Source organism: Sorangium sp. So ce1153, assembly GCF_051521595.1.
Classification (GTDB): domain Bacteria; phylum Myxococcota_A; class Polyangia; order Polyangiales; family Polyangiaceae; genus Sorangium.
In genome coordinates this window covers 13,502,886-13,521,800 of record NZ_CP150361.1, presented here as the reverse complement: position 1 = coordinate 13,521,800, position 18,915 = coordinate 13,502,886, and the positions used below count along the sequence as shown (strand labels likewise).

The window sequence follows — 18,915 nt, the reverse complement described above, 5'->3', positions numbered from 1 at the left end:
CTCGCGTGGGCGCGCGCTTCCTTTACCGTACCTTCGAGATGCCGTGCAGGAACCCCGGCACCGTCAAGGCGCGCTTCGGGCCCCCCTCCGCCGTGAGCTCGATGAGCGTGCTCTCGGCGTAGTCATCCGTCGTCTCGGTCCCGAAGACCCGGCCGTCGACCTGGAACCAGAGGACGTCCGAGGTCATGGGGCTCAGCCCGTCGACCGGAGCCGCTTCGCCCGTGGCGGTGTCCCAGCGCCACCAGTGCCACACCTTCTGGCCCGTGAGATCCCAGGTGACGCTGTCGGCCTCGACCTTGGCGGCGCTCTCGTCGAACACCCGGAGGAAGATGCTGTCGCCGCCGCCCGGGATGGGCTCGCCCGCGATCGCGCCGTCGGTCAGCTCGGCCAGGGGCAGGAGGTAGTCCTCGTCGAAGGCGTTTGCGTCCTTCTGCACGCGCAGCGCGCACGGCGCGGTCGGCAGCCGCTCGAGCAGGTGAGCCGCCCCCGCGAGCGCCGAGCTCACGAAATAGGCGTCCCCAGAGGCCGTCTCGACGGGCTGCGTGATCCCGCCGCAGCGCTCGTCGACGTCGACCCGCACGAGGGTGTCCGTCGTCGTGTCGATCACGACGAGCCCCGTCTCCTCGAGGATCGTGTCGTTCTGCTCCCAGTCGAACCACCCGACCGAGAAGAGGAGGTTGTCCCCGCGCAGGATCGACCCGTAGCCGTAGAGCGCCAGGTAGCCTTCGCGTGCGGTCTCCGGCAGCTCGATGGTCCCCTCGACCTTCATCGTCGTGGGGTTCAAGACGATGAGCTGCTCGTTGTGGCGATCCGGATAGTACGCCTTCGTCGGAGAGACGAAGTACAGGGTGGGCCAGAGATCCTGCACGCCGAGGGGCTGCAGGGTGATGCTCGTCCCCTCCTCGAGCGCGCCCCGCGCGTCGAGCGTGTAGCGCGAGATCGTCGGCGCCTCGCCGCCGCCGATGGCGAGCCAGCCCTGGGCCTCGAACCCGTAGAGCTTGGCCGAGCCCGGGATCTCGAGCGCCTGGGAGACGTCGACCTCCGTGCCCTGGTCGAGCGACGGGAGCACGTGGAAATAAGCCGTCGTCGAGGTGTCGTCCCAGATCCGTGTCCCGACCACGAACGCTGGCCCGCTCACACCGTCTCCGCCGGCGCCGCCGCCGCTCGGATCCGGCGCTCCGCCACCGCTGCCGCTGCCGACGGGGCTCGTCTGATCGTCGCCGCAACCGACGTTGCCGAGCGCCACGGCGAGGAGCCCGAGCGCGCCGAGCGCGGCGCTCGCGCGCCTCGATGCCAGCGTGTTGTTCCGGATTGCTCTCATGGGTTCTCCCAACTCTCCATCACATCTCCAGCATGGCCTTGGAAAAGAAAGCCCGTCCAGGCCGCTGGACACCGTAGAAGTCGAAGGCGGGCTCGTCGGTGAGGTTGTGGGCCTCGACGGTGAAGCTGAGGGTGCGCGGCGCGAGGCGCGCGACGTAGGTGAGCGCGAGCGAGTGCAGGAGCTGCGCGGGCACGCGCGCCTTGTCCTCACGCCGCCCATTGAGCTCCCAGCCGAGGAAGTACCCGTGCACGTAACGCGTCTCCCAGGTGAGCGCGAGCTCGTCGCGCGGCGCGGCGAGCTCGCGGAGCTGCACGCGCGCCGACCCGTTGGCGAAGAGCCACGGCCGGTTCGGCATCCGCTGCCCCGCATAGTCGGCGAAGGTCCCTTCCTCGGACGTGTTGCGGAAGTCCTCGTACGTGACGTTGCCGTCGAGGACGAGGTGCTCGCCAGGCGACGTCCAGCGAGCGGAGGCTTCGACCCCGAGCGCCCGCGCCGAAAAGACGTTGTCGTACCGGGAGATCTTCCCGTCGCCGAGCAGCACGATGAGGTCCTCGGCCGCGCGGAGATAGCCGTTCGCCTCGAGCCGCCACGCGCCCGTCGCGGTGTCGCCAGCGTCGAGCGTGACGCCGAGGTTCCCGTTGTGGCTCGTCTCGGGCGAGAGCTCGAGGTTGTCGAGGATCAGCGCCCCGTCGCCGAACACCTCGTCGGGGCGCGGGAGCCGCCTCGCCCACTCATAAGATGCCTTGGCATAGAGCCACTCGCTGAAGCGGAAGCGCAGGCCGTCGCCGACGCCGAGGCGATGGGTGTCGCGATCCCGCCGGCGGAAGCGGTCGGCGAGCCCCTGGACGCTCTCCTCCGAGCGCAGGAGCTGCACGTACTGCTTCACGAAGAGGAGGTTCTCCAGGCGGTCGTCGAGCAGGTTGAGCTGGTGCTCGACGCCGTGAACCCAGGTGACGAGATCGCGCTCGGCCGTGAGCGGGTCGCGGCCCTCGGGGTTCGCCTGCCTGCGCTCGTCTCCCGTGCGCGTGACGAACATCGGAGAGACGGAGATCTGCAGCGCGTGCTCGGGGTGGGGCCGAAAGCGGAGGTTCAGCCGGCCATAGCCGCTGTGCTCCCAGAACACCTGGTCCCGCGCCTTGGTGCCAGCCTCGCCCGGCTTGCCGGGCGTGCAGTGACCATACCAGTCGTAGGTGCACTCGCTGACGTCGAGGAAGGTGGCGCGCCCGTGCGCGTAACCGGCGATCGCGTCGAGCGCGACGCCGCGGCCGAGCGGCTGATCATACCGGAGCGTCACGCCCGTCGTCGCCTCGCCGTTCGTTACCTCGCCATAAGGCACCTTCATGACGCCGAGCTTGTGCTGGATCTCCTTGCCGTACGCCGTGAGAAAGGCGCGCAGGAGCAGCCGCCGCGCCCAGGGCCGGTTCACGAAGCCGAGCTCGACGCCGCCGCCCGCCGCGCTGTAGGCGTCGTGGAACCTGTAGACGCGGGCGGGGTGCTCGACGAGATCGGCGTCCGGCACGTCGACCGTCACCCGATAGTCGTTGCGCGCGTAATCGAGGAAGCCATTGACGCGGGCGAGGAAGCCGCTCGGCTCGTGCAGGTGCCGCGCCGTGACGGCGAGCCGATGGGTGTCGAAGGACCCGATCTCGTAGGATGCGGCGCCGTGGGTGCCGCGCACGTCCTGGTCGGTGACCAGGTTGACGGCGCCGCCCAGCGCGTCGGCGCCGAGGCGCACCGGGACCACGCCGCGGTAGATCTCGACGCGCTCGATCAGGTTGACTGGCACGTTCGCGATGCCGAACGGGAACCCGGCGAGATCGAGCGGCACGCCGTCGAGGAAGAAGCGTATCTGGTCGTCCGAGAGGCCGTTCAGCGAGAAGCGCGTCGTGGACCCGAGCCCGCCGCGGCGCCGCACGCCGACGCCCTCGGTGCGGGCGAGCACCTCGCCCATGTCCGCGGTGCGCCGCTGCGCCGGCTCAATGTCGATCACCTTGATCGCCTGCGCGGACTGCTGGAGGCGCTCGGCCACCGTGGCGCCGCGGACCGTCACCTCGACGGGCGCCGCGCTGGCCGCCTGGCCAGGCCCCTGGACCGGCCGGGACGGGGGTTCCGAGCGCGCGGCGGCGACCGGGCGCTCGGCAAGAGCCCCGGTTCCGCCCGCCGCCGCCGCCGCGGCGGGAGGCGCGGCGGGAGGCGCGGCCGGGGGCTCCGCGGGGAACCGGAACTCGTAGGCGTAGAGGATCCGTGAAGCGACCGGCGTGCCGCCCCGGCGCGCCGGCGTGAAGCGGAACCGGAGCGCCGCCGTCCGGGCCGCCTCGTCCAGGCCATGACCGAGCGGGCTCACCACCTCGGCCTCGGTCACACGCCCTTCCGCGTCGATCAGGAGCTTCAGCACGACCTTGCCCTCCGGTCGTGCCGCCCGAGCCTCCGGGGGAACCTCGGCCTCGGCGCCCTCGACCAGCCGCGGCGGCTCGACCTGCGTGCCGCTGGTATCGGACCGCGTGGCGGAAGGCGCGCCCCCCGCGTCGGGCGGCGAGCGCTCCCCGTCCGTGGCGCTGGCAGCAGGCGCGCTCGCGTCGCGATCGCCGCCCGCGCGCTCGAGGCCGCCCGTCGCGCCGCCCTCCTGAGCGTGCGCCGGCGCGTGCGCGCCGGGATGCAGGAAGGTCAACACGCCTGCGAGCAGGCCTCGAACCGCGAAGGAGCGTTGCGTCACCGCATCAGCCTTCGGCCAGGAGCGCGCGCCCGGTGCAGGGAGGTCGGAACCGGACAGGCGTCCATGGCCGTGAAGACCTCGGTACCTGAATTGAAAACCGAAATCAATTTCATCTCTACGGCCCGGAACCAGCTCCAGGACGGCGCAGAGCCAGCTTCTGGTCGCCGCTTCTTTCCATTTTTTCCTTGACATGCACCCGATTCGTATTCCATACAACCGCCGTCTAGATATTGATCATCATTTTCATTTTCAAAAATGAAAATGACCCGGCGTGCGAAACGCAGCGGTCGCAGGGCGTGATCTCGCGCCCTCCGCTCATGACGCAAAGCGTTATCGGGTTCAGGGCCCGGGCCTGGCGAGCGAGCCGGACTCGTCGTCGGGCTTTCTTTTTCGAGCTGGAGCTGAGGTGGCGATGGAGTCGAACCGATCACAGGGGCGCGCGATCAGCGATCGCGACGCGGCCGAGCCCGCAACGCTCGTCGCGCTGCTCAGGCGGCGCGCGGAGCAACGCCCGTCCGCGCACGCCTATACCTTCCTGCTCGACGGGGAGACGGACGCTCGCTCGCTGACCTACGGCGAGCTGGATCGGTGGGCGCGAGCGCTCGCCGCGCAGCTCGACGCGCGCCCGGGCGAGCGCGCGCTCATCCTGGTGCCGCCAGGACTCGAGTTCATCGCCGCCTTCTTCGGCTGCCTTTATGCCGGGCTCGTCGCGGTGCCGGTCCCGATGCCGCAGCGAAAGCGGGGGCTGCTCCGCGTGCTCTCCATCGTGCGCGATTGCCGCCCGAGCGTCGTCCTGACGCTCGACGCGTTCGTGAGCAGCGTGGCCATGCTCGCCGAGGATCCGGCCCTCGCCGAGCTCCGCAGCCTGCGCTGCGTGGCCATCGACAAGGCCCCTCCCGGCGTCGAAGACGGCTTCCGGCCGCCGCGCGTGACGGCCGATTCCGTCGCTTTCCTCCAGTACACGTCGGGCTCGACCGGAGCGCCCAAGGGCGTGGTGCTCACGCACGGCAACCTGCTGAGCAACGAGCGCATGATCCAGCGCGCCTTCGGGCACACCGAGGAGAGCTTGATCGTCGGGTGGCTGCCCCCGCACCACGACATGGGGCTCATCGGGAACATCCTTCAGCCGCTCTACGTGGGCGTGCCCTGCGTCCAGCTGTCGCCCGAGCACTTCCTGATGCGGCCCTGGCGCTGGCTCGACGCGATCTCGCGCTACCGGGCCACGACGAGCGGCGGACCGAACTTCGCCTACGATCTCTGCGTCGCGAAGATCACCCCGGAGCAGCGGGAAGGGCTCGACCTCAGCTCCTGGAAGGTGGCGTTCAACGGGGCCGAGCCGATCCGCGCCGCGACGCTCGACCGCTTCGCGGACGCGTTCGCGCCGTCGGGGTTCCGGCGCGCCGCCCTCTATCCGTGCTTCGGTCTGGCCGAGGCGACGCTGCTCGTCAGCGGCGGCGCGCCGGAGGCGCCCCCGGTCACCCGCACGGTCGATCGCGCCGCGCTCGGGCAGGGGCTCGTCGTGTTCGATCCGCGCGATCCGCAGGCCGGGTCGACCCTGGTGGGCTGCGGGGGGCCGCCGGGCGGCGAACAGGTGCTGATCGTCGATCCAGAGAGCCGCCGGCCGTGCGACGAGGAGCGCGTCGGCGAGATCTGGGTCGCCGGAGCGAGCGTTGCCCAGGGCTACTGGGAACGGCCGGAGGACACGGCGCACACGTTCGGAGCGCGGCTGTCCACGGGAGAAGGGCCGTTCCTGCGGACTGGCGATCTCGGGTTCCTCTCGCGCGGCGAGCTCTATGTGACCGGGCGGCTCAAGGACCTGATCATCGTCCGCGGGCGCAACATCTATCCTCAAGATCTCGAGATCACCGCGGAGGAGAGCCACCCGAGCCTCCGCGCCGGCGGCGGCGCGGCGTTCTCCGTGGACGTCGACGGCGAGGAGCGCGTCGTCATCGTCCAGGAGCTCGGACGGCGCGCCTCCCCCTCGGCGGATCCGGCGGAGCTCGGCGCGGCGATCCAGAGCGCGGTGGCCGACCGGCACGAGGTCGCCGTCCACGCGGTCGTGCTCATCAAGCCGGGGAGCCTGCCGCGGACCACGAGCGGCAAGGTGCAACGGAGGGCGTGCCGCGCGCGGTTCCTGGACGGCTCGCTGGACGCCGTGTGGCGCTCGACGCTCGACGCGCGCGCACCGGCGGAGGCCGAGGTCGCGGAGCCGCCGCGCACGGCGCTGGAGTCGACGCTGGCAGGCATCTGGGCCGAGGTGCTGGGGCGCGCCCGGGTCGGCCGGGACGAGGAGTTCCTGAGCCTCGGCGGAGATTCGCTGCGCGCCATGCAGGTGAGCGGCCGGGTGAGCGAGGCCGTGGGCGCCGACGTGGGGCCAGCGCAGCTCTTCGAGTCGACGACGGTCGCGGCGCTCGCGGCCTGGATCGAGGCGAGGCAGGGCAGCGCGCCCGCGGGCGGCTCGACCGGCGGCCCCGCGGCGCTCGCGCAGGTTGCGCCGCTCACGCCGGGAGAACGGCCGGAGCGACTGCCGCTGTCCCTCGTGCAAGAGCGCCTGTGGTTCCTCGAGCACCTGGTCGCCGGGGCGCCCGTCTACCATATCGCGGTGGCCCTGCGGCTCTCCGGAGCCCTCGACCCGCGCGCCCTCGAGCAGGCGGTGACGGCGCTCGTGGCCCGCCACGAGGCCCTGCGCACCAGCTTTCCCTCGGTCGCGGGGCAGCCCGTCCAGAGGATCGCGCCGCCCGCCCCCGTCGCGCTGCCGCTCGAGGACCTGAGCGCGCTCGCCGAGGAGGAGCGGGAAGCGGCGCTGCAAGAGCGCCTCCGCAGCGGGGCGCGGCGCGCGTTCGACCTCGACGAGCCGCCGGTGCGCTGGGCGCTCCTCCGCGTGAGCGAGCGGGAGCACGCGCTGTCGCTCACCTGCCATCACCTCATCGCGGACGGCTGGTCGATGAACGTGCTCCTGCGGGAGCTCTCGCGGCTGTACGCCGCCCTCTCCGCGGGGCGCGCCCCGGAGCTCGCGAATCTCCCGCTCCAGCCGGCGGATCAGGCGCTGTGGCAGCGCCGGAGCGAGCCGGCGGCGGCACGCGAGCGGGAGCTGTCGTACTGGCGCGAACGGCTGAAGGGGCCTGTGCCGCCCCTCGAGCTCCCCACCGACAGGCCGCGTCCCTCGATCCAGACCTACGCGGGCGCGCGCGAGGAGCTCGCGCTGCCGCCGGAGCTCGTGGCGCGGCTGGCCACCCTCGGGCGCGGGGCGGGCGCCACCCTGTTCACGACCGTGGCAGCGGGGCTCTTCGCGCTCCTGCACCGGTACACGGGCCAGCGCGATGTCTGCATCGGCACGCCGGTCGCAGCGCGGCCGCGGGCAGCCCTCGAGGGCGTCGTCGGGTGCTTCCTCAACACGCTGGCGCTGCGCGTCGACCTCTCCGGGAACCCCCGCGTCACGGAGCTCCTCGCCCGCGTCCGCGCGGCGGTCACCGAGGGGCAAGCGCACCAGGAGGTGCCGTTCGAGCGGGTGCTGGAGGCGCTCTCCCTCGAGCGGAACCTCAGCCACACGCCCCTGTTCAACGTGATGCTCGCCATGGATCCGACGCCCGAGCCGGCGCCGGAGATCCCCGGCCTGTCGAGCAGCGCGCAGCGGATCGACACGGGTACGGCCCAGTTCGATCTGGCGCTCAACCTGGCCGCGGACGGCCAGGGAGCGCGCGGCGCGTGGGAGTACAACACCGACCTCTTCGATCGCGCCACCGTCGCGCGCCTGACACGGCACCTCCTGGCGATACTCGACGGCTTCGCCGCCAGTCCAGAGGCGCGGCTGGGCGATCTGCCGATGATGGATGCGGCCGAACGGGAGCAGCTCCTCACCGGCTGGAACACGACCGAGCGCGCCTATCCGGACGAGCGGCGCGTGCACGAGCTGTTCGAGGCGCAGGCCGAGCGGACGCCGGACGCCGTGGCCGTGATCTTCGACGAGAAGCGGCTGAGCTATCGAGAGCTCAACCAGCGCGCCAACCAGGTCGCCCACGCGCTCCGGCGCCGCGGCGTCGCGCCCGACGGGCTCGTCGCCATCGCCGCAGAGCGCTCCGTCGAGATGGTCGTCGGGCTGCTCGGCATCCTCAAGGCTGGCGGCGCCTACGTCCCCGTCGACCCGGAGTACCCCGCCGACCGCATCGCCTTCATGCTCGAGGACGCCGCCGCGCCCGTCTTGCTGAGCCAGTGGCCCGTCGCCTCGCGCCTGCCCACCCACCGCGCCGAGGTGCTCTGCCTCGACGCAGACCGCGCCCTGATCGACAGCGAGCCGACTGGCAACCTCGGCATCCCGGTCTCGCCGGACCACCTCGCTTACACCATCTACACCTCGGGCTCGACCGGACGGCCCAAGGGCGCCGGCAACAGCCACCGCGGCCTGCTCAACCGGCTGCGGTGGATGCAGGAGCGCTACGGGCTCACCGCCGAAGACAGGGTGCTGCAGAAGACCCCCTTCAGCTTCGATGTCTCGGTCTGGGAGTTCTTCTGGCCCCTGATCACCGGCGCTGGACTCGTCGTCGCACGCCCGGGCGACCACCGCGACGGCGAGCGGCTGGTGGAGCTCATCACGCGACACCGCGTCACCACCCTGCACTTCGTCCCGCCCATGCTCCAGGCCTTCCTGGAGACGCCCGGCGCCGATTCGTGCCGCTCACTGCGCCGGGTCATCTGCAGCGGCGAGGCCCTGCCCGCCGAGCTCGCGCGCCGCTGCTTCGAGCGCCTGCCCGACGCCGAGCTCCACAACCTCTACGGGCCCACCGAGGCGTCCATCGATGTCACCGCCTGGGCCTGCAGGCCAGAGGACGCCTCGACCTCGGTCCCCATCGGACACCCCATCGCCAACACGCAGATCTACCTGCTCGACCGACACGGACAGCCCGTGCCCGCCGGCGTACCCGGCGAGCTCCACATCGGCGGCGTCGGCCTCGCCCGCGGCTACCACCGCCGGCCCGCCCTCACCGCCGAGCGCTTCGTGCCCGATCCGTTCGGCGCCGCGCCCGGAGGGCGGCTGTATCGGACAGGGGATCTGGCACGACACAGGCCCGACGGTGCCATCGAGTTCCTCGGACGCCTCGACCACCAGGTCAAGATCCGCGGCCTGCGCGTCGAGCTCGGCGAGATCGAGGCACGCCTGCTCCAGCACCCGGACGTCCACGAGGCCGTCGTCGTCGCACGAGACGAGCCCCACGGCGGAAAGCGACTCGTCGCCTACGTCGCCGGCCGCGATGGATCCGCGCCGGAGCCAGCGGCGCTGCGGGCCTGGCTCGCCGAGACGCTCCCGGCCTACATGGTCCCGGCGCCGATCGTCGCCCTCGACCGACTCCCGCTCTCCCCCAACGGAAAGGTCGACCGCCGCGCCCTGCCCGCGCCCGAGCAGCTCGACGCGCCGGCCAGGGCCGTGACGCCGCCACGAACAGACCTCGAGCGCACCATCGCGGCGATCTGGCGAGACGTGCTCCCGGCCCCGCAGATCGGCGTCGACGACAACTTCTTCGATCTCGGCGGACACTCGCTCTTGCTGGCAAAGGTCCACAGCCGCCTGCGCGAGGAGGTCGACCGCGGGCTGCCGATGCTGGTGCTGTTTCAACACCCCACCATCGCCTCGCTCGCAGCGGCCTTGAGCCAGGAAGCCAGCGCCGAGCCGGCACCCCAGGCCAGAGAGAAGAACGACGAGCGGGCGAAGGCCGCGCAGCAGCGGCGCGGGGAGATCTTCGCGCGGCGGCGCGGCGAGCTGGAGACCAAGAAGTCATGACGACACCGAGCAGCGGCGAGCCGCGCCCGGGCCTGGAGATCGCGATCATCGGCATGGCCGGGCGCTTTCCAGGCGCGAGGGACGTGGCGACGTTCTGGCGAAACCTCTGCGCAGGCGTCGAGTCCGTCTCGATCCTCACCGACGAGGAGCTCGTCGCCGCAGGCGTGGACCCGGCGCTGATCGCGCGGCCCGACTACGTGCGAGCGCGGGCGGTGCTCGACGACATCGATCTCTTCGACGCCGAGCTCTTCGGCTTCACGCCGCGCGAGGCCGCCGCGCTGGACCCGCAGCACCGGCTGTTCCTGGAGTGCGCGTGGGAGGCGTTCGAGAACGCCGGGATCGATCCGGAACGCGCGGGCGGCCCGGTCGGCGTCTACGCCGGCTCGAGCCTGAGCGGGTACCTGGCCCACCACTTCCCCGGCGGGCCGCGCCTGCAATCAGCGGCCGACGTCGCGGCGCTCCTCGCGCTCGACAAGGACTTCCTGACGACCCGCGTGTCGTACAAGCTCAACCTGGAAGGCCCGAGCATCGCCGTGCAGACGGCCTGCTCGACGTCGCTCGTCGCCGTGCACCTGGCCTGCCAGGGGCTGCTCACCGGCGAGTGCGATCTCGCGCTGGCCGGCGGCGCGTCGGTCAGCGTCCCGCAACGGACCGGGTACCTCTACCAGCAAGGCGCGATCGCGTCGCCCGACGGCCACTGCCGCGCCTTCGACGCCGCAGCCCAGGGCACCGTCGGCGGCAGCGGCGTCGGCGTGGTCCTCCTGAAGCGGCTCGACGACGCCATCGCCGATCGGGACGCGATCGTCGCGGTCATCAAGGGATCCGCCGTCAACAACGACGGCCGGGCCAAGGTCGGCTACACAGCGCCGCGCGTCGAGGGCCAGGCGCGCGCGATCCGCGCCGCCCACGCGGCCGCGGGCGTCGAGGCGGACTCCATCACCTACGTGGAGGCGCACGGCACCGGCACGCCGCTCGGCGATCCGATCGAGATCGCGGCGCTCTCGCAGGCCTTCCGGGCGACGACCGACAGGGAGCGCTTCTGCGCGATCGGGTCGGTGAAGACCAACGTGGGGCACCTGGACGCGGCCGCGGGGGTCACCGGGCTGATCAAGGCGGCGCTCGCCGTCGCCCACGGGCGCATCCCGCCGAGCCTGCACTTCCGCGCGCCGAGCCCCGCGCTCGACCTCGAGAAGAGCCCCTTCTACGTGGCCGCCGAGCTCGCAGCGTGGTCGCCCACCGGCGCGCCGCGCCGCGCCGGCGTGAGCTCCTTCGGCCTCGGCGGCACCAACGCGCACGTCGTCCTCGAAGAAGCGCCGGCCCCGCGGGAGGCGGACCCGCCGCGGCCGTGCGAGCTGCTCGTGCTGTCGGCCCGGTCGAGCGCGTCGCTCGAGCGCCTGACCGACGCGCTCGCAGAGCACCTGGAGGACCACGCCGACCTCGAGCTCGGCGACGTCGCGCACACGCAGCAGCTCGGGCGCCGGGCGTTCGCTCACCGCCGCGCCGTGGTGTGCCGCTCGCGGGAGGAGGCAGCGCGGGCGCTGCGCGAGCGCGGGGACGCGCTGCGCTCCGGCGCGCCGGTGGCCGGGCCGCGGGCGGTCGCGTTCCTGTTCCCCGGACAGGGCGCCCACCGGACCGACATGGGCCGCGATCTGTACGAGACCGAGCCGGTGTTCAGGGACGAGGTCGACGCCTGCGCCTCGCGGCTCGAGCGCCACCTGGGCACGGACATCCGGAAGGCGCTGTTCCCCGCGCCAGCGGACCGCGAGGAAGCGGGGAGGCGGCTCGATCGCACGTCGATGACGCAGCCGGCCCTGTTCGTCGTGGAGTACGCGCTCGCGCGGCTGTGGATGGCGTGGGGGCTGACTCCGGACGCGATGCTCGGGCACAGCGTGGGCGAGTACGTGGCCGCCTGCCTGGCAGGGTGCCTGTCGCTCGACGACGCCCTGGCGCTCGTCGCGGCGCGGGGGCGGCTGATGGAGGCGACGCCGGACGGCGCGATGCTCGCGGTGTCGGCGCCGGAAGCCGAGGTCGGGGGCTGGCTCGGCGAGGGGGTCGCGCTCGCGGCCGTGAACGGGCCGCGGCAGTGCGTGCTGTCCGGGTCGGCGGCGGCGATCCAGCGGGTGGAGCGCGAGATCGCCGGCCGCGGGATCGAGGCCCGGCGCCTGCGCACGGGGCGCGCCTTCCACTCCCACCTGATGGACGGCGCGCTCGCCGCGTTCCGCGACGCGGTGGCGAGGACCACGCTGCGCGCGCCGCGCACGCCGTGGGTGTCGAACGTCACCGGGACCTGGATCACCGCGGCCGAGGCGCAGGACCCGGACTACTGGGTGCGGCACCTCCGGAGCACGGTCCGCTTCGCCGACGGCGTGAAGACCCTGCAGGAGCAGCCGGCGCGGATCCTCCTCGAGGTGGGGCCGGGGCAGACGCTCACCGCGCTGTGCCGGCAGGTGGCGGCGGGGTCGCTCGCGCTGGCGTCCATGCCCGCGGCCCGCGAGACAGCGGCGCCGGGGGCGGCGCTGCTCGACGCGGCCGGGCAGCTGTGGGTGGCCGGCGCGCCCCTGGACTGGGCAGGGCTGCAGGGGGGGCGGCACCGGCGGCGGGTCGCGCTGCCAGCGACGCCGTTCGAGCGAAAGCGGTACTGGCTGGAAAGACCGGAGACGACCCCAACCTCGGTCGGGTCCGCCTCAACCTCGGTCGGGTCCGCCTCAACCTCGGTCGGGCCGGCCTCAACCTCGGTCGGGTCCGCCTCAACCTCGGTCGGGTCCACCTCAACCTCGGTCGGGCCGGCCTCAACCTCGGTCGGGTCCGCCCCAACCTCGGTCGGGTCCGCCTCAACCTCGGTCGGGTCCGCCTCAACCTCGGTCGGGTCCGCCTCGGTTCACACATCTTTTAGGAACGGAATTTTCTACATTCCTTCCTGGAAGCGCTCCCCGCTGGAGCCGCTGCCGATCGCGCCCGAGACCGACGCGGCGCACTGGCTCGTCTTCGTGGATGAGGAGGCGCTCGGCCTCCGGATCGCAGAGCGGCTCGAGCGCGCCGGCCGGCGGGTCACCCGGATCAGGAGCGGCGAGCGCTTCGAGCGCCTCGCGGAGCGCTCCTTCACGCTCCGCCCGGACCAGCCCGAGGACTACGCCGCGCTGACCCGCGAGCTCGACCCAGGCGCGCTCCAGCCCGCACGCGTCGTGCACGCCTTCAGCCTCGGCGGCCCGCGCGACGGCCACGACGACACGCGCGAGGCGCAGCTCAGCCCGGGCGCGTTCCGGGAAGCGCAGCGCCGGGGCTCGATGAGCCTGCTCTGGCTGGCGCGGGCGCTGGGCAAGCAGCCGGGAAACGCCCACCTGATCACGCTCGCCGCCGGCCTGCACGACCTGACCGGCCGCGAAGCCCTGCGCCCCGAGCACGCCCCGCTGCTCGGCGTCTGCCGCAGCGTCCCGCTGGAGTTCCCGCACGTGCGCTGCCGCGTGGTCGACCTCGAGGCCCCCACCCCCGACGCCGCGGAGGCCGATCGGCTCGTCGAGCGGATCCTCGCGGAGGCGCACGCCGACGCCGGCGATCCCGTCGTCGTCTACCGCGGACACCACCGCTGGGTGCCCGCCGTCGAGCCGGTCCCGCTGGCGGCGGCGCCAGGAGCACCCCCCTCGCTGCGAGAGCGCGGCGTCTACCTCATCACCGGCGGGCTGGGAGGCGTCGGGCTGCTGCTCGCGGACTACCTCGCCCGCACGGCGCGCGCGCGGCTGATCCTCACGGGCCGCTCCTCTCCGACCGACGAGCAGCGCCTGCGCCTCCAGGCGCTCGAGCAGGCCGGCGCCGAGGTCGTGACGCTGCGCGCCGACGTCACCGACCCCGCGCAGATGCGCGCCGCCGCGCGCGAGGCGTTCGATCGCTTCGGCGCCCTGCACGGCGTGATCCACGCGGCCGGGATCGCAGCCGGCGGGCTCATCGAGCGGCTCACGGCGGACGCGCTCGAGGCGGAGCTCAACCCCAAGGCGCTCGGCGCGCTGTCGATCGAGGAGATCGCCCGCTCCTGCAAGCCCGACTTCGTCCTGCTCTGCTCCTCGGTCACCGCGCTGAGCGGCGGCCTCGCGCGCGCCGGGTACGCGGCCGCCAACGCGTTCCTCGACGCGTTCGCGCAGGCCTGCGCGCGCAGGGCAGGCCCGTACACGGTCTCCGTCAACCTCGACCGCCTCCGGAACGTCGGCATGGCCGCCCGCGCCGAGGCGCGCCTCCTGGCCCTGGGGATCGACGACGTGATCCTCGACGGGATGAGCCCGGAAGAAGGGCAGCAGGTCTTCCACCGCATCCTGAGCCAGGCCGCGCTGCCGCAGGTGATCGTCTCGATCCGCCCGCTCTCCGGCCTGCCCAGGGACGACGAGGGCGCCGCCCTGGCCCGGCGGCTCGGCGCCGGCGACACCGCCGCGGCCGCCGGCCCCGGAGCGCCGCGCCGGCACGCCGGGGAAGCAGCCGCCAGCCCAGGCGAGAGCCTGTCGCCCGAGGCGGTGAACGAGCAGGTGACGGCGATCTGGGCGCGCGCCTTCGGCGTCGATCCCGTCGACCCCAGGAAAGACTTCTTCGAGCTCGGCGGCGAGTCGCTCCTCGCCCTGCAGATCCTCAACCGCGTCCGGGAGACGTTCCAGGTGGAGCTGTCGCTCCGCGAGTTCTTCGAGCGGCCGACCGTGGCCGCGCTCGCGGAGCGCGTCCACGAGGCGCGAGGGCGACAAGCGCCCGCCGCGAGCCCCGAGCCGGCCCTCGTCGCGCTGCCCCGGACCGCGAGGCGGCTCCCCGGCGCCGGCAGCTCGCGCGCGCCGACAGGCCCGGACGGCGGCCCGGACGGCGGCGCGAGCGGCGAGCCGACAGCCACCAAGGGTCAGCCGCTCCCGCCGAAGGAGAAGGGCCGATGAGCGTGCTCGGCTTCCTCGTGCGCCGCGCGCGCCGGCCCCTGCTCCTCGCCATCGCCGCCGGCGTGATCAGCGGGCTCTCGAGCGCCGGCGTCATCGCGCTCGTCCAGGAGGCGCTCTCCGCGGACGGCCACCCCGCGGCGCAGCTCGCGTGGGCCTTCGCGGGGCTCGCCACCCTCGCGGTGCTGAGCAGGGCCGTCTCCCAGGTGCTCCTGACCCGGCTGGGACAGGCCATGATCGCGGAGCTGCGCATGCAGCTCAGCCAGCGCATCCTCGAGGCCCCGCTGCGCCACATCGAGCAGCTCGGCCCCCACCGGCTCCTGGCGGCGCTCAACGACGATCCGGCCGTCATCACGCAGGCATACGTCTACCTGCCCCTCCTCTGCGTCAACGTGGCCACCGTCCTCGGCTGCCTGGCCTATATCGGGCGGATCTCGTGGCTTGCCCTCGCGATCGTGCTGGGCGCGATGGCGGTCGGCGCCGCGCTCTTCCGCGCCCACGAGGGGCGCGCGATCCGCGCCTTCACCCGCGCCCGCGAGACGAGCGACGCCCTGTTCCAGCACTTCCGCGGGCTGACGAGCGGGATCAAGGAGCTCAAGATGCACGGCGGGCGCAGCCGGGCGTTCCTCTCCGACGTCCTCGGCGGCAGCGTGGCGACCTACGAGCGGGAGTTCGTGGCGGGCACCACCGAGTACGCCGTCGCGATGGGCTGGGGCACGCTGCTCTTCTACGCCGTCCTCGGGCTCACCCTGTTCGCACTCCCGGCCTGGGCAGGGCTGACGCCGCCGGCGGTGTCCGGCGTGGTGCTGGCGATGCTCTTCCTGATGACGCCTTTCGCGCAGACGGTCGAGTTCCTGCCGGCGGTCGGGCGAGCCAGCATCGCGCTCGCGAAGGTGAGCGAGCTCGGGCTCGCGCTGACGCCAGAGGCGAAGCGCGAAGCGAGAGAGACGCTGGCGCGCGGAGCCGCGGAGGCCCCGCGCGCGTGGGAGCGCATCGCGCTGTCCGGCGTCACGCACCGCTATTACCGGGAGAAGGAAGAAGGCAGCTTCCAGCTCGGGCCCATCGATCTGACCTTCAAGCCCGGCGAGCTCGTGTTCCTCGTGGGCGGCAACGGCAGCGGCAAGACGACGCTGTCCCTCCTGCTCCTCGGGCTCTACGCGCCGGAGTCCGGCGAGATACGGCTCGACGGCGCGCCCGTCGACGACGAGAGCCGCGACAGGTATCGACAGCTCTTCTCGGTCGTCTTCGGCGAATACCACCTCTTCGAGCACCTGCTCGGCCTGAACGGCCCCGACCTCGACGAGCGCGCCCGGCGCTATCTCGAGCGGCTGCAGCTCGATCACCGGGTGCGCGTCGAGGAGGGCGCCCTCCGCGTGAGCGGGCTGTCGCAGGGGCAGCGCAAGCGCCTCGCCCTGGTCACCGCCTACCTCGAAGACCGGCCCTTCTACGTCTTCGATGAGTGGGCCTCCGACCAGGACCCGCAGTTCCGGAAGATCTTCTACACGGAGCTCCTCCCGGAGCTCCGGGCGAGGGGCAAGACCGCCCTCGTGATCACGCACGACGACCAGTACTTCGCGCTCGCGGATCGCTGCTTGCGGCTCGACTTCGGCCGCCTGACCGAGCTGCCAGCGACCCCCGCGGCGGACGGCGCGGAGCGGCGATCGGCGCGGGAAGAGCGCGCCGCGAGCGCGCGCGTCGACGAGGTCGACGAGGGAGGTCGGGTGAGATCCGCGGAGGTCCACCCGCTCCACATCGAGCAGCAGGCCGCGCCGGAGACCGGTGTCCGCGGCCACGACAACCTCAAGGTAGCGGAGCAGGAGATATGAGCCGCAGCGTCCGATCACTCGTCCTCTCGGCGCTCGCCTCGCTGACGATCGCCGGCGCCGGCTGCGCCGACGGGACCCAGGGCGCCGCCCGCGCCCCGGCGCCGCGCGCCGGCGGCAGCACGCTCGCCGTGCCTGGCCTGGAGGGCGCCGTGACCGTCACGTCCGATCGCCTGGGGATCCCCACGATCCGCGCCGCCTCGCGGCTGGACGCGCTCCGGGCCCTCGGCGTCGTCACGGCGCGCGACCGGCTGTTCCAGCTCGACCTGCTCCGCCGGAGCAGCGGCGGGCGGCTCGCGGAGGTCCTCGGGCGCGATCTCTTGCCAGCCGATACCCGGCAGCGGCTCTACGGCGTCCCGCAGGCCGCGTCGGCGATCCTCGCGCGCCTCCCGGAGCGCCAGCGCGCCGCGCTCGACGCGTACGCCGAGGGCGTCAACGCCTATCTCCGGAGCGCGCAGACGCTCCCCGTCGAGTTCCGCCAGCTGGGCTATCGGCCCGAGCCGTGGCGCCCGGAGGACAGCGTCCTCGTGGTGCTGGGGATGTTCAACGCCCTCAGCGTCACCGAGGACCTGGAGCGGACACGCACGGTCCTGACACGCAGCCTCCCGAAGGGCGTGACGTCCTTCCTGCTCGAAGGCACCGACCCGTACACAAGAGCGCTGCTCGGCGCGCAGGCGCCCGCGGCTCCCCCGCTGCCGGCCGAGGAGCTGCGCGCGCTGGTGGCCCAGAGCCGAGGGGCGCAGGCGTGGCGCGGCGGGGTGCTCAGCCCGGCCTCCGGCGCGGCGCCGGTCGGCTCGAACGGCTGGGCGGTGGCCGGCCAGAGGACGAAGGACGGCCGCGCCCTCCTCGCGAACGACATGCACCTCGAGCTCGGTGTCCCCAACATCTGGTATCGCGCGGAGCTCCGCTACGGCGACAGCGAGGTGGCGGGCGTGGTGCTGCCCGGCGTGCCCATGCTCATCGTCGGGACGAACCGCCACGTCGCCTGGGGGATGACCAGCCTCGACGGCGACGTGATGGATCTCGTCCAGATCGAGGTCCACCCGGAGCGCCCCGACGAGTACCGGACGCCCTCCGGGTGGCGGCGGTTCGACGTGGCCGAGGAGACGATCGAGGTCCGCGGCGAGCCCGACGTCACCGTCACGGCCCAGCGGACGATCTGGGGACCCGTCGCGCCGCGGCCGCTCCTCGGAGCGAAGGTGGCGGTCCGCTGGACGGCGCTCGACCCCGAGGGGGTCGACCTCGGCCTCCTCGAGATGGATCGGGCCCGGAGCGTCGAGGAGGCGGCGTCCGTGATGAACGCCGCCGGCGGGCCGGGGTGCAACGTCCTGCTCGCCGACCGGCGCGGCCGCGTCGCGTGGACGGTGACCGGGCGCGTGCCCCGGCGCCGCGGGTTCGACGGGTCGGTGAGCGTCTCCTGGGCGGACGGGCGCGCGGGCTGGGACGGCTACCTGCCCCCCGCCGCGCTGCCGCGCATCGTGGATCCGCCGGCGGGGTTCGTCGTCAACGCCAACCACCGCATGCCGCTCGGCGAGGGCGCGCCGGCGCTCGGCCGCGACTACGCCAACGGCTACCGCGCCTACCGCATCACCGAGCGCCTGCGCGAGCCGCGAGAGGTCGCCGAGGCGGACCTCCTGGCGCTGCAGCTCGATACGCAGGCGGAGTTCTACGGCTTCTACCGCGACCTCGCGCTGCGCGCGCTCACCGACGAGGCCGTGTCGAGGCGGCCGGCGCTCGCCGAGGCGCGGCGCGCGGTGATGGCGTGGGACGGCCGGGCCGACGCGTCGAGCGTCGGGCTGCCGCTCCTCGATCGGCTCCGGCACGTCCTGGCCGACGAGGTGTTCGCCGCGTGGCTCGGCGCGAGCCGCGCCGCGGAGCCGACCCTGGAGCTCGAGCTGACCGACATCGACACGCCCCTGCAGCGCGCGCTCGAGGCGCGATCGGCCGAGCTCGTGCCGGCGCCGGAGGGCGGCTGGGACGCCTTCGTCCTCGCGGCGCTGGAGAAGGCCACGAAGGCGATCCAGCAGGAGCACGGCGGGCGGCCCGTCGACCAGATCGCGTGGGGCGCGGTGAGCCGGGTGCAGATCGCGCACCCGCTCGCCGTGACGCCGGAGCTCGCCGCGCGCCTCAACATGCCCGACGAGCCGCTCCCGGGGTGCGATGTCTGCGTGCGCCTGGCGAGCGACTCGCTCGCCGCCAGCGAGCGGCTCGTGGTCTCGCCGGGACACGAAGCGGAAGGGATCCTGCACATGCCGGCCGGGCAATCGGGAGACCCGCTGTCGCCCAACTACCGCGATCAGCAGCGCGCCTGGGTCGACGGCCGCCCGCTGCCGCTCCTGGCAGGCCCGGCCGCGCACACGCTCACGCTCGTCCCCGAGCGCCGATGACGT

The 18,915-nt window shown here is 73.3% G+C and carries 6 protein-coding genes; 4 read left to right on the top strand and 2 right to left on the bottom strand.

Annotated features, from left to right (window positions below; translation table 11 throughout):
• Positions 1–22: 22 nt before the first annotated feature.
• Positions 23–1,321: a hypothetical protein gene (locus WME85_RS49220; protein ID WP_437832144.1), complete on the bottom strand. Its 1,299-nt coding sequence runs from the start codon at positions 1,319–1,321 to the stop codon at positions 23–25.
• A gap of 19 nt (positions 1,322–1,340) precedes the next feature.
• Positions 1,341–4,034 carry a TonB-dependent siderophore myxochelin receptor MxcH gene (mxcH, locus tag WME85_RS49215; protein WP_437832142.1) on the bottom strand — a complete coding sequence of 898 codons (2,694 nt, stop codon included), beginning with the start codon at positions 4,032–4,034 and terminating at the stop codon, positions 1,341–1,343.
• 412 nt (positions 4,035–4,446) lie between these two features.
• Between mxcH and WME85_RS49210 the strand changes: the two genes are divergently transcribed.
• Genes WME85_RS49210 through WME85_RS49195 form a run of 4 tightly spaced genes read left to right on the top strand, consistent with a single transcriptional unit; the run spans position 4,447 to position 18,912 of the window.
• Positions 4,447–9,807 carry an amino acid adenylation domain-containing protein gene (locus tag WME85_RS49210; RefSeq protein WP_437832139.1) on the top strand — a complete coding sequence of 1,787 codons (5,361 nt, stop codon included), beginning with the start codon at positions 4,447–4,449 and terminating at the stop codon, positions 9,805–9,807.
• On the top strand, positions 9,804–14,705 hold the full coding sequence (locus WME85_RS49205) for a type I polyketide synthase (RefSeq protein WP_437832137.1): 4,902 nt from the start codon (positions 9,804–9,806) through the stop codon (positions 14,703–14,705). The genes WME85_RS49210 and WME85_RS49205 overlap by 4 nt, the downstream gene beginning before the upstream one ends.
• Complete coding sequence (locus tag WME85_RS49200) at positions 14,702–16,528, top strand: cyclic peptide export ABC transporter (protein ID WP_437832135.1); 1,827 nt, start codon at positions 14,702–14,704, stop codon at positions 16,526–16,528. Before WME85_RS49205 ends, WME85_RS49200 begins: the two co-directional genes overlap by 4 nt.
• Positions 16,525–18,912: a penicillin acylase family protein gene (locus WME85_RS49195; RefSeq protein ID WP_437832133.1), complete on the top strand. Its 2,388-nt coding sequence runs from the start codon at positions 16,525–16,527 to the stop codon at positions 18,910–18,912. Before WME85_RS49200 ends, WME85_RS49195 begins: the two co-directional genes overlap by 4 nt.
• Positions 18,913–18,915: the final 3 nt, after the last annotated feature.

Bases quoted from the DNA above. Each gene is read 5' to 3' on its own strand.
- WME85_RS49220 (WP_437832144.1), bottom strand. From the start codon at position 1,321: ATGAGAGCAATCCGGAACAACACGCTGGCATCGAGGCGCGCGAGCGCC.
- WME85_RS49210 (WP_437832139.1), top strand. From the start codon at position 4,447: ATGGAGTCGAACCGATCACAGGGGCGCGCGATCAGCGATCGCGACGCG.
- WME85_RS49205 (WP_437832137.1), top strand. From the start codon at position 9,804: ATGACGACACCGAGCAGCGGCGAGCCGCGCCCGGGCCTGGAGATCGCG.
- WME85_RS49200 (WP_437832135.1), top strand. From the start codon at position 14,702: ATGAGCGTGCTCGGCTTCCTCGTGCGCCGCGCGCGCCGGCCCCTGCTC.
- WME85_RS49195 (WP_437832133.1), top strand. From the start codon at position 16,525: ATGAGCCGCAGCGTCCGATCACTCGTCCTCTCGGCGCTCGCCTCGCTG.